The sequence below is a fragment of the Rathayibacter sp. AY1A3 genome (assembly GCF_002930975.1).
Lineage (GTDB): Bacteria > Actinomycetota > Actinomycetes > Actinomycetales > Microbacteriaceae > Rathayibacter.
Window position 1 is genome coordinate 121,722 of the sequence record NZ_PSTO01000006.1, and the last position, 11,257, is coordinate 132,978.

Genomic DNA, 11,257 nt, shown 5'->3' on the forward strand with positions numbered 1-11,257 from the left:
GCGGGCTGTCCCCCGCCCGCCACCGTGTCTCAGACCTCGCGCTTGCGGCGAGGAGCGATGCGCAGGACGGCGGTCCCCGCAGCGATGAGGGCGAAGGCCGCGAGGGCCAGCCAGACCGAGTCGAACCCGGTCATGGCGAGCGTTCCGGCACCGACTCCGGCTCCGGCGGCTGTTCCGATGTGGTTGTACATGTCTCTCTCTCTGTTTCACCAGTCGCGCCGACGGCGTGTCAGCGCATCCAGGTAGGCCTTGGTGTGGACGACCTGCAGGAACAGGTCGACGACGAGCTCGTACATCGACGCGGCGGCGAGCATGTACCGCCAGCCGCGGTCGCGGACCGTCACGATCCGCTCGACGACGAAGATCGCGGTGACGGCCAGCCAGAACGGCTGGAGGCTCAGCTCGCCCCAGCCGACGGCGTAGACGATCGTGGCCAGGTAGACGTACGTGATGATGCAGCCGAGCATCGTGAGCAGCTGGCGCCCCCAGTAGGGAGCCGTGACCCGCGTGAAGCCGTACTGCACGCAGTTCTCGACCGCTCCGCGCTTCCAGCGCAGGCGCTGACGCCACAGGTCCCCCCAGGTCGGCATGACCTCGGTGACGAGGGTGCAGCCGGCGGGGCTCAGCACGTCGTAGCCGAGGTGGCGGATCGCGAACGTGAGCTCGTTGTCCTCGGTGAGGACCGTGGTGTCGTAGATGCCGCCGATGCCGTCTCCGGAGGGGAGGGAGCCGGCCAGGCGGGCCGCGCTGATGCGGCGCATCACGGCGACCTGGAGCACGGCCGCGGTACCCGTGACGACCAGGCACTTCCCGTTCAGGCGGCGCACGTCGCGGGCGTAGCGCGCGTACTCGTTGCGCTGGAGGTGGCCGACGAAGCCGCCGCCCTCGCCGCCGCGGAACACTCCTCCGACCGCGCCGATGCCGCCGTGCAGCCTGCCGCGGGCGATCTCGAGGAACCCGGGGTCGAGCGCGGAGTCGGCGTCCTGCACGAGCACCAGGTCGTCGTCCTGCAGCCCCGGGAGGACCTCGGCGAGGAACTGGTTGAGTCCGCCCGCCTTCTTGTGGCTGTTCCCGACGGTGACGAAGACCTCGGCGCCGTGCGCGAGAGCGATCTCGACCGTGGCGTCGGTGCAGTTGTCGGCAATGACGACGATCCGGTCCGGCGGCCAGGTCTGCCGGCGCAGGCCCTCGATCGCCGCGGCGATCCCGGCCTCCTCGTTGTGGGCGGGGAGGGCGGCGACCAGGTCGCCGATGCGCGACGAGGCGCGGCGGCCGCTGCGGGGGCGCGTGCCGGCGATCGGGGTGAATGCCGGAGGGAGTCGGTCGGCGTCGACGGCGGGGAGCACGGTGCGCTCGAGGACCGCAGTGGGGGCCGGCGGACGCTCGAGCAGCGCGGTCGGGGCGGCCGGGCGCTCCAGGAGCGCGGTCGGGGCGGCCGGGGGCTCCAGGAGCGCGGTCGCAGCGGACGAACGCTCGACCACGGCGGTCGGCGCGGCCGGACGCTCGACCATCGCAGCCCGACGCTCCAGGACAGCGGCCGGCACGACCGGTCGCTCGACCACCGCGGACGGGGCTGCCCGACGCTCCAGCACCGCGGTCGGGGCGGCGGGGATCGTCACCGCTCCGGCAGGCGTCGCGGACGCGAGGCGGCGCGGAGCGGAGACCCGTTCGCGCCCGGAGCGGGCGGCACGGCGTCCCGAGAGCGGGCGCGAGGCCGTCTCGTCGTGCGCCTCCCAGGTCGCCCGGCGACGGGGAGCCGTCGGCTCGTCCGCGCCGTGGCCGGGCTGTGTCGTCATGACTGTTCCTCTCCGCGGCCGGGGGCCGATGTGCGCTGATGAGCGCCCGCGCGGAACGGAGGTCGTCGCCGGGGTGGGCGCGACCCGAGTGAGGAACGGCGTCCGACGGGGGGATCGGAGCAGGGCCTGACAGAGGACAGCATCGGGGGGTGCTGCGATCAACCTAGGGGCACGGAGATGATGGAAGCAAGCAAATTTTGTCACCCTAAAGGGGCCACGCAAGGTCCTTGCGGCTTCTTCGTCTTCGTCGTATCCGATCCGTCGGCTCGCTGAGCCTCCTCCACACCCGGCGCACCCCTGTCCGCTCGGCCCCGCGGCGGGCCGTTCGGGGGTCGGCGGCGCTCTTGTGCGCCGAGCCGCCGGGGTCCACCATCGAGCGACGGCCCCCGCCCGGGGCGGCCGCACCCGACGGGTCAGGGGCGCCATGCGGTCGCGAGGTCTGCTCTTCTGCCTGATCCCGCCGATCCTCTGGGGCGGCATGCTCCCGGTCGCGGACAGCATCGCGGCGACGGTCGACTCCTTCTTCATGACCCTCATCCGCTACACAGCCGCCGCGGTCGTCCTCGCCCTGCTGCTCGCCCGGGCGGAGGGGCTCCGCGCCTTCCGGCTCGACGGCCGCGGGTGGCGGCTGGCGCTGCTCGGCGCCTCCGGATTCGCCGGCTTCGGCCTGCTCGCCTTCACGGCTCTGCGGTTCACCTCGGCCCCGAACGTCAGCCTGATGATGGGGATGATGCCCGCGATCGGCGCGGTGCTCGCGAGCATCGGCGCGCGTCGCCTGCCGCCTGCCGCCACCGTCGGCTGCATCCTGCTCGCGCTCGCCGGAGTCGCGCTCGTCGTCACCCGCGGCGACGTCGCCCTCCTCCTCGACGGCGAGCTGGGGTTCGGCGAGCTGCTCGCCCTGCTCGGCGCGATCTGCTGGGTCGTCTACACGCGCGGAGCCGCGGCGTTCCCCGGCTGGTCGGCGCTGCGGTACTCGACGCTCACCACCGCGCTCGGCTGCCCCTCGATCGCCGTCGCGGTCGCCGTGGCGACGGCCACCGGCTCCGCGCACCCGCCGACCGGAGCCGAGGTGCTCGCGGCCTGGCCGCAGCTGGCCTACCTGATCCTCCTGGCCGGCGTCGTCGCCGTGCTGCTGTGGAACACGGGCATCAAGCTGCTCGGCGCCCTCAACGGCACGCTCTTCCAGAACCTCGTCCCGGTCACGACCTTCGCGATCAGCATGGCGGGCGGCTACCGGCCGGGGCCCGTCGCCCTGCTCGGCGCGGCCATCGTCGTGACGGCGCTGCTGCTCAACAACTGGGCGACGCGGCGCGCGGCCGCGGTCGCCGCGCGTCCCGCGGCGGTGCCGGCTCCGGTGCGCTGAGCGCACCGCGGGAGCCTCCCGCTCGGGGCGGTCACTGGTCGGAGTTGCCGGCCCAGCGGACGGAGCCCTGCGCCTCCTCCTTGCTGATCGGGGACACTGTGCGGCAGTGCGAGCACTCGAGCAGGTAGCGGGTCGAGACGGTCAGGACGGGGACGAAGAAGAGCGAGAGGCGCGTCCGGCGGCGGAGGATCCGCTGCTCGTCGCGCTGCCCGCAGACGCGGCAGACGAAGACGAGCGTCCGGAGGAGGTCCTCGACGGCTCGGGTCCCGAAGATGAGGAGCATGCGTCCGAGCGTAGGGAGCAGGGCGCGCTCGGCGGAGGGGGTTGCCGGGGCGCCGTCGCCGCGTAGCGCCGGGCGCAGACGACCACGGCGAGCGCCGTCTCGAGCAGGTCGCCTCCGTAGAACAGCAGGAGCGCCGCCTGGCGTCCGGTCTCGTCCGGCGCCTCCGCGTAGAGCACGGTCGCGAGCAGCGCGTGCGCGGCGATGCCCGCTCCGAGCACGCCCAGGCGCAGGCCGAACGGGGCGCGGTGCGGGTTCGGATCGACTCCGGCGAGCGCCGCCGTCAGCAGGCAGCCGCTGAGCAGGAAGTGCAGGCCGAGTGCGAGGTGCAGCAGCGGGTCGGCGTGCGCGGCGGCGAGCAGTCCGGTCGCGTGCACGAGCCAGAGGGAACCGGTCGAGAGCAGGACCGCAGTCACCGGGTGGGCGAGGAGACGGGCCGGGCGGCTCCGGAGCAGCCGCGAGAGCCGCCGGGCAGCCGTGACGTCGAGCGCGCGCAGGGCCAGGGTGACGGGGGCCGAGAGCACCAGGAGGAGCGGCGCGAGCATCCCGAGGACCAGGTGCGTCAGCATCGCCCCGCGCGGATCCGCGTGCGACCACTCCGCCAGCGGACCCGCGAAGCAGAGCGCCGCGGTCTCGAGCCCGCCGAGCAGCAGGGCGGTGCGGTGGAGCGGCCACGGCCGTCCGCGCCGCCGCTCGAGTGCCGCGGCGCCCCCTCCGAGCGCCGCCGCCGCCGCCAGCGGGACCAGGAGCAGCAGGCCCGGGTCGAGCAGGGAGTGGTCGGCGTGCGGGGTCACGCCGTCGCGCGCCGTCGCCGAGGCAGGAGGAGGAGCCCCGCCGCGAGCAGCACCGCTCCTGAGGCGATCCAGGCGGAGTCGTAGAGGAGCAGGTCGACGTCGTAGCGCACCTGGTGAACGCGGAGCAGCTTGTGGTCGACGACTCCGTCCCACAGCTGGAACAGCCCGGCCCCGGTGAGCCCCGCGGCCCACGCCGTGCGCGGACGCAGAGCGGATCGGCGCCGGGCGTCGGCGATCAGGAAGCCGCCGCCGACGAGTGCGAGGATCTCGGCCGCGTGCAGCAGCCCGTCCGAGAGAAGGCCGATCGCCGGAGTGGAGCGGTCGTAGAAGTGGTGCCAGGCGAGGATCTGGTGGAAGACGATCTCGTCGACGGCCGCCATGAGGCCGACTCCGATCAGGAAGGCGCCCTGGAACGCCCGGTCGCCGCGGAGTCCCCGACGCCGCATCCGGTCCCCTCCCGATCGAGTGCCGGGGCCCCGGGATCCCGAGACCCCCGCGCCTCCTCCCGAGGCCCCGCCACCAGGGAAGCGGACGCCCGGATCGCGGCCTAGAGGGTTGACTCCTCGCGCCCGCGCCGGTCGTGCTCCCCCTCCGCTACGGGCTGGGCCGACGACGCGCAACCCCGCGCGAGGGGCGCTCCCGTTCGGGAGAGTGGAGGCATGCAGCAGCTGACCTACGCCTCCAAGAGCTTCGTGACGACCGACGCCGTGACCGAGGCCCTCCTCGACCTGGTGACCGCGATCGACCGCCAGGAGCACTCCGAGGCGGTCACGGTCCCGGCGTTCACCGAGGACGGCGAGCTCATCGAGGCGAAGATGACCCTCGACGCGAGCAGCGAGCTGGTCGCCGTCCCCGTCGAGGTCTCCATCAAGGACGAGGAGTCGACCACCGGCGCCGTCGAGGCCGCCGTCGAGGACATCCGCTCCCGCATCAAGAGCAACCGCGCCACGATCGCGCGCCCCGTGATCGACGAGGACCCGGAGCCCTACAACTACGAGGAGTTCTGAGCCGCGCCTGCGGGCCTCTGCGCCGGTCCTCGCCCTGCGCCTCTTGACCGGCGGCGCAGCAGGGAGTCGGATGAGGGCGTGCGCGCGCTGGTCCCCGTCTCCGATCCGTGGTCCGTCGACGGGAGCGGGCGGACGGACGACGGGCCCGTCGACGACCTCTCGGTCCGCGCCGAGCGGGACGGCGGCTCGTACTCGGTCCGGACGCTGCGGCTGACCGGTGTCCGCCTCGGGCCGCGCGGCTCGGTGCACGGAGTGGTCACCGACCCGGTCGCGACGGCCGCGCTCGCGATCGGATCGCTCCTCCTCTCCGCGATCCCCGCCGGCCTGCCCGGGGACCGGACGCGAGCGGCGATGGCGGCGGCGGAGGCGCGGGCTCAGGAGCTGGCCGCCGATCGGCCCGCGTGGGACGTGAGCGCCCTCCCCCTCGACGGCATCGACTACGCGCTCTTCACCCGGACCCTGCCCGAGGGCGCCGTCGCGCACGCCGACCTCGGCTGGGCCGTCGTCGCGCTGTGGAGCACAGGCCCGCTCCCCCGGGGCCCCTTCCACCTGCTCGAGATCCCCGACGAGCCCGTCCCGCGCTGAGTCGCCCGGATCGGCTCGCGACACGCCGCAGCGGGGAGCCGATCCAGGCGACTCAGCGAACGGGTCAGCGCACTCGGCGCGGGGTCAGGCGCCCGCGACCGTGGAGCCGCGCACCAGCAGCTCGGTCGGCAGCAGCGTCACGCGCTGCACCTCCTCGCCGGCCAGGAGGCGCACCAGCACGTCCGCCATCGCCTCGCCGAGGCCCGTGGAGGGCTGGCGCACCGTGGTGAGGCGCGGCTCGCTCGCCTCGGCGAAGTAGTCGCCGTCGAATCCCGCGAGCGCGATGTCGCCCGGCACCGTGAGGCCGCGCTCGCGCAGCGCCGTCAGGGCGCCCGCCGCCATCTGGTCGTTGGAGGCGAAGACCGCGTCGATCGGCCGGCCGGAGTCGAGCAGGCGGCGCATGGCGGTCGCGCCGTCCTCGGGCGAGTAGTCGCCGTACTCGACGAGCGAGTCGTCGAGCCCCGCGGCGGTGACGGCCGAGCGCCAGCCGGACAGGCGGTCGATCGCGGCGGGCATGTCCTGGCGGCTCGCGATCATCGCGGGGGCCGTGCGGCCGAGGCCCAGGAGGTGCTCGGTGACCGTGCGCGCCGCTCCGGTGTTGTCGACGTCGACGAAGTAGCTGCCGCCCTCCTCCGTCAGCGGCCGCCCGCCGAAGACCACAGGGAGGGAGGCGCCGAGCTGCGCGTAGGAGTGGTCGCCGCTGTGGTGCGAGACGACGAGCGCGCCGTCGACGTTGCCGCCGAGCAGGTAGCGCCGCGTCTTCTCGGGCGCCGCCTCCGACGCGATCACGATGGTGAGCGTGTACTCGGTGCCGGCGAAGGCCATCGCGGCGCCCTGCACGACCGAGGCGAGGAACGGATCCGCGAACACCTTCGCCGCCGACTCCGGCACCACGAGAGCGACGGTCTGCGTGCGGCGGCTGGCGAGGGAGCGCGCGGCGCGGTTGGGCACGTAGCCGAGCTGCTCGATCGCGGCGAGCACGGCCGTCCGGGCACCGTCCTTCACGCGCGGGGAGTCGTTGACGACCCGGCTGACCGTCGCGCGGGAGACTCCGGCCAGCGCGGCGACGGCTTCGAGGGTCGGGGCGGCCGAGGCGGTGTCGTGGGTCATGCAGGCCTTCCTCGCGGGTGCCTCCGAGGCTAGCCGAGCGCCGGAGGAGCGGGCTCGTGCGGGGCGTCAGCGGCGTGAAGGGGCGCGGATCGCGGCCATTCGGGGGTGATGCGGGGCGGCGGAGCGGGCCACCGGAGCGAGTCCGCGGCGTGCGAGGGCTCGGATAGCGGCCGTTCGGGGTGGCGCCGGGCGATCGGGGGCGCCGCCTCGGCGATGGCCGACACGACCGGCGCGCAGCGATCGATCGCCCGCCGCCGGCGGCAGGCCGCCCCGCGCCCGTCAGCGCCCGCGGCGGAAGCGCGCGAGGAGGCTCCGGAGCCGCTCGGCCTGCCGGTCCGTGAAGTCGTTCGACAGCCGGAACGCCTCGCTCGTCGGATCCGCCCCGTTCGCGACGTCGCGGATGGCGCGCAGCGCCTGCTCGGACGGCGTCGGCCCGTCCCCCGGACGCGGCTGCGCCGGCCCGCTCGAGTTGTCCTCGTCGCGCGGGTCCTTCGGCTCCATGTCGCCTCCTCCGCGCCAGCCTAGGCGGCGGCAGGTCGGGCTAGGAGGCCCGAACGGGGCGTGATCGGCGGGATCCTGCGCGGCAGTGGTCGGGATGCTCCGAGCACGACGACCGGCCGGGTCGAGAACCCGCCGACCGCTCAGTCCACGGCCCGATCCCTCACCGCAGCCCCCGACCCCCGGACCCGGGGCGCCACGGCCCCGGGCCCGAGGCCCCCGTCCCGCGGTCCGATGTCCCCCGACCCGGTCCCGCGGGAGTCTCCGGGCGTCAGCCCTTCACCGCTCCGCTCATGATGCCCGCGATGAGCTGGCGTCCGGCGAGCAGGAACAGCACCAGCAGCGGGATCACCGAGAGCACGGCGCCGGCCAGCACGATCGAGTAGTCGACGTAGTAGCCCGACTGCAGTTGCGCGAGCGCCGTCTGCAGGGTCGGGTTCGTGGGGCTGAGGACGATCAGCGGCCAGAGGAAGTCGGTCCAGGCCATCATGAACGTGAAGAGCCCGAGGATCGCCATCGCCGGTCGCGCCGCCGGGACGGCGACGGTGAGGAACGTCCGGAACTGGTTCGCTCCGTCCACGCGCGCCGCCTCGATCAGCTCGTCCGGGATCACGTCGACCAGGTACTGCCGCATGAAGAACACGCCGAACGCGGTGACCAGCGTCGGCACGATCACGGCGCCGAGCGAGCCGGTCCAGCCGAGCTGCCGCATCAGGATGAACAGCGGGATGATGCCCAGCTGCGTCGGGATCGCCATGGTCGCGACGACTCCGATCATCAGGCCGTCGCGCCCGCGGAACCGCAGCTTCGCGAAGGCGTAGCCGGCGAGCGTCGAGAACGACACGACCGACAGCGTGATGATCCCCGAGACGATGATGCTGTTCAGCAGCGCCGTCCAGAACGGGATCGCCGTCAGCACCTGCGACGCGTTGGCGAGGAAGTTGCCGCCCGGGACGAGCGGCAGGGTCTCGCTGCGGGTCGCGTTCGAGCCGCTCGCCACGACGAACGACCACCACAGCGGGTAGGTCGAGCCGAGGATGAAGGCGCTCAGCAGCCCGTAGGTGAGGAAGCCGGGCCGGTCGACGCGGCCGGCGCGGGAGGCGCGGACGCGGCGCACCGGGAAGGCGGCGGAGGTGGCGGGGGCGGTCATCGCTCGCTCTCGTTCTGGCCGAGGCCGGTGGTGGTGAGCAGGGGGTCCGCGGCGGCGATCTCGTCGGCGGTCGCGGGGCGGGCGGAGCGCCGCTTCGAGCGCTGCGAGATCCGGTTCTCGACGGAGGCGATCCGCCGCGAGATCGCGAAGTTCAGCAGGCCGATCAGCACGATCAGGAGGAACAGCAGCCACGCGATCGCGGCCGCCTCGCCGAAGTTCTGGCGGAAGAACGCCATCTCCCAGAGGTAGAGGACGGTGGTCTGGAACTGCCGGTCCGAGCCGCCGATGCCGCCCGCGTTCGACACGTCGAACAGGCGCGGCTCCGCGAAGATCTGCAGGCCGCCGATGGTGGCGGTGATGATCACGAAGATCAGGGTCGGCCGGATGCTGGGGATCGTGATCGAGCGGAAGCGGCGGAACGCGTTCGCCCCGTCGATCGCGGCCGACTCGTGCAGCTCGCGCGGCACGGCCTGCATGGCGGCGAGGAGGATGAGGGCGTTGTAGCCGGTCCAGCGCCAGTTGACCATCGTCGCGATCGCGACGTGGCTGGCGAGGCGGTCGTTCGTCCACTCGATCGGGCTGATGCCCACGAGGCCGATCAGATTGTTGATCAGGCCCTCCTGGTCGCTGAAGACGCTCGAGAAGATCAGCGCGACCGCGACCGGCGAGACGATGTACGGCAGCAGGACGCTCATCCGCCAGAAGGTGCTGGCCCGCAGCGCCTGGTCGAGGGCGGCCGCGAGCAGCAGCGCGACGGCGAGCTGCGGGATCGTGGAGAGCAGGAAGATGCTCAGCGTGTTGACGATCGAGTTCCAGAAGAAGCGGTCGCCGAGCACGGCCGCGAAGTTCGCGAACCCGACGAAGTCGCCCTGGCCCTGCAGCAGCTGCCAGTCGTAGAGCGACACGACGAGCGTGTAGACCAGCGGGAACGCGCCGGTGAGCGCGAAGAGCAGGAAGAACGGCGAGATGTAGAGGTAGGGCGAGGCCTTCACGTCGAAGCGGCTCGCGCGCTGGCGGAAGGTCAGCGGGAGTCGGGGCGCCGGGCGCCGCTTCCCCGCGGGGGGCGTCGCCGTGGCCGGCGGGGTGAGTGTGCTCGTCATGGCGCTCTCTTCGAGGTCGAGTCGGAGTCGGAGGGGATGCGGCGGGGCCGGAGAGGCCTCGGCCGGCGGGCGGCAGCGTTTCTCCCGTGCGGCGGGGCGGCCCGGGATGCGGACGGCCCGGCCGCACGGGGACCGGGAGGTCCGGTGGCGGCCGGACCTCCCGGATCGGGTGGGCGTCGTCCCGGAGGCGTCAGCCCCCGGGCGTCGGCCCGACCGGATCAGTCGACGAGCTCGCCGAGGAGCTGGAGCGCCTCGTTCCAGCCCTCCTTGCCGTCGATCTCGCCGCGGTCGACCTTCTGCAGGACCGGTCCGAAGACGTTCTCCTGGATCAGCGAGTCGTCCGGGCCCTTGTACTGGGCGACGACGCCCTCGGCGCGCTGCGCGAGGATCGCGCCGGTCGGGGAGTCGTTCATGCCGGGGTCGGGAGCGGCCGCGGAGGCGAGCTCCTTCTGCGCGTCGAGGGTGCTCGGGAACGGTCCGGCCGCCTCGAACGCCTTCAGCTGCTGCTCCGGCTCGCTGAGCCACGACGCCAGCGCGGCGGCCTCGGCGGGGTGCTTCGACTGGGTCGGGACGGAGAGGAACGAGCCGCCCCAGTTGGCGGGGCCGCCGGGGAAGACGTCAGCGAAGTCCCAGCCGGTGGCCTCGGCGTTCCCGCCGCCGGCCTCGACGTTGCTCTTCAGCGTGCCGAACATCCAGCCCGGGCAGACGAAGGTGGCGAAGGTCTGGTCGGTGAACGACTTGCCCTTGTTCCAGTCCCACGCCTTCTGCGCGGCCGAGAGTCCGGAGGCGGTGGCGTCGGTCAGCTGGCCCCAGCGCTCCTCGAGCTCCGGGTTGCCCTCGACGTTCAGCTCGCCGTCGGAGGTGTAGTACCCCTCGGGCAGCTGGTTGACCATGGCGTTCCAGACGAATCCGGAGTGGTCGAACCACGCCTTGCCGGTCGCGTCGTGGTACTTCTGGCCGGCGGCGAAGTAGTCGTCCCAGGTCGCGTCCGGTCCGCCGAGCATCTCGGCGACGGCGGCGCGGTCGGTGGGCATGCCGGCGGCCTCGAAGGCTGCGGTGTTGTAGCAGAGGCCCTCGGGTCCGATGTCGGTGCCGTAGCCGATGACGCGTCCCTCGGGGTCGGTCGCCTGCTCGTACTTCCAGTCGACCCAGTCGGCCTTGCGGTCCTCGATGCCGTGGTCGCGCAGGTCGACGAACTGGTCCGAGACCTCCATGACGGAGCCGAGCCAGCCCTCCTCGATGGCGACGACGTCGGCGAGTCCGGAGCCGGCGGCGAGCTTGGTGAACGCGTCGGTCCGCGCGTTGCCGCCGGTGTCGATGTTGTTCGGGACGATGGTGATCCCCGGGTTGGCGTCCTCGTACTCGCCGTAGAGCTCGTCGAAGCCCATGGCGTTGAACGTGGTGACGGTCAGCTCGATCTCGCCGCCCTCGGAGGCGTCGGATCCCGACGAGCATCCGGTGACGATCAGGGCGAGGGCCGAGGCGCCGGCGATCGCCGCGGCGATCCTGGTGCGTCGTGAATAGGGCACGGTCACTCCTTCGTGATGGTGGTGGGGCACCCCTGCGAGCGCTCT

The 11,257-nt window shown here is 73.3% G+C and carries 13 protein-coding genes; 3 read left to right on the forward strand and 10 right to left on the reverse strand.

Annotated features, from left to right (window positions below; all coding sequences use genetic code 11):
* Positions 1 to 29: 29 nt before the first annotated feature.
* Positions 30 to 191, reverse strand: a complete 162-nt coding sequence (locus C5C10_RS17750) for a hypothetical protein (RefSeq protein ID WP_167305255.1) — start codon at positions 189 to 191, stop codon at positions 30 to 32.
* Positions 192 to 206: 15 nt separating this feature from the next.
* Positions 207 to 1,796: a glycosyltransferase family 2 protein gene (locus C5C10_RS04700; RefSeq protein WP_258060413.1), complete on the reverse strand. Its 1,590-nt coding sequence runs from the start codon at positions 1,794 to 1,796 to the stop codon at positions 207 to 209.
* 424 nt (positions 1,797 to 2,220) lie between these two features.
* On the opposite strand from C5C10_RS04700, the gene C5C10_RS04705 reads away from it, so the two are divergent.
* Positions 2,221 to 3,159: a DMT family transporter gene (locus C5C10_RS04705; protein WP_104309181.1), complete on the forward strand. Its 939-nt coding sequence runs from the start codon at positions 2,221 to 2,223 to the stop codon at positions 3,157 to 3,159.
* A 31-nt stretch (positions 3,160 to 3,190) separates the two neighbouring features.
* On the opposite strand, the gene C5C10_RS18430 is transcribed toward C5C10_RS04705, so the two are convergent.
* The 3 genes from C5C10_RS18430 to C5C10_RS04720 are packed head-to-tail and all read right to left on the reverse strand — an operon-like array spanning position 3,191 to position 4,679.
* Complete coding sequence (locus C5C10_RS18430) at positions 3,191 to 3,349, reverse strand: hypothetical protein (protein WP_374953052.1); 159 nt, start codon at positions 3,347 to 3,349, stop codon at positions 3,191 to 3,193.
* Complete coding sequence (locus tag C5C10_RS04715; protein ID WP_104328670.1) at positions 3,301 to 4,233, reverse strand: cytochrome c oxidase assembly protein; 933 nt, start codon at positions 4,231 to 4,233, stop codon at positions 3,301 to 3,303. Before C5C10_RS04715 ends, C5C10_RS18430 begins: the two co-directional genes overlap by 49 nt.
* A complete protein-coding gene (locus C5C10_RS04720) occupies positions 4,230 to 4,679 on the reverse strand; it encodes a DUF2243 domain-containing protein (protein WP_104328671.1) in 450 nt (149 codons plus the stop codon). Before C5C10_RS04720 ends, C5C10_RS04715 begins: the two co-directional genes overlap by 4 nt.
* A gap of 213 nt (positions 4,680 to 4,892) precedes the next feature.
* On the opposite strand from C5C10_RS04720, the gene C5C10_RS04725 reads away from it, so the two are divergent.
* Together C5C10_RS04725 and C5C10_RS04730 are read left to right on the forward strand one after the other, a co-directional pair.
* A complete protein-coding gene (locus tag C5C10_RS04725) occupies positions 4,893 to 5,240 on the forward strand; it encodes a hypothetical protein (protein WP_104223965.1) in 348 nt (115 codons plus the stop codon).
* Between the two features lie 78 nt (positions 5,241 to 5,318).
* The gene (locus C5C10_RS04730; RefSeq protein ID WP_104328672.1) at positions 5,319 to 5,825 is read left to right on the forward strand and encodes a hypothetical protein; all 507 of its coding nucleotides are present in this window, start codon (positions 5,319 to 5,321) and stop codon (positions 5,823 to 5,825) included.
* Positions 5,826 to 5,909: 84 nt separating this feature from the next.
* Here the strand turns inward: C5C10_RS04730 and C5C10_RS04735 are convergent, their stop codons facing one another.
* From C5C10_RS04735 to C5C10_RS04755, 5 genes are all read right to left on the reverse strand, one after another.
* The gene (locus tag C5C10_RS04735) at positions 5,910 to 6,935 is read right to left on the reverse strand and encodes a LacI family DNA-binding transcriptional regulator (protein WP_104223963.1); all 1,026 of its coding nucleotides are present in this window, start codon (positions 6,933 to 6,935) and stop codon (positions 5,910 to 5,912) included.
* Between the two features lie 279 nt (positions 6,936 to 7,214).
* Positions 7,215 to 7,436 carry a hypothetical protein gene (locus tag C5C10_RS04740; protein WP_104328673.1) on the reverse strand — a complete coding sequence of 74 codons (222 nt, stop codon included), beginning with the start codon at positions 7,434 to 7,436 and terminating at the stop codon, positions 7,215 to 7,217.
* A 268-nt stretch (positions 7,437 to 7,704) separates the two neighbouring features.
* Positions 7,705 to 8,583, reverse strand: a complete 879-nt coding sequence (locus C5C10_RS04745) for a carbohydrate ABC transporter permease (protein ID WP_104274034.1) — start codon at positions 8,581 to 8,583, stop codon at positions 7,705 to 7,707.
* Positions 8,580 to 9,683, reverse strand: coding sequence for a carbohydrate ABC transporter permease (locus C5C10_RS04750; RefSeq protein WP_104225835.1), 1,104 nt, complete (start codon positions 9,681 to 9,683; stop codon positions 8,580 to 8,582). Before C5C10_RS04750 ends, C5C10_RS04745 begins: the two co-directional genes overlap by 4 nt.
* A gap of 218 nt (positions 9,684 to 9,901) precedes the next feature.
* Positions 9,902 to 11,212 (reverse strand): ABC transporter substrate-binding protein, encoded by a 1,311-nt coding sequence (locus C5C10_RS04755; RefSeq protein WP_104224001.1) that lies wholly within the window; start codon positions 11,210 to 11,212, stop codon positions 9,902 to 9,904.
* Positions 11,213 to 11,257 lie beyond the last annotated feature (45 nt).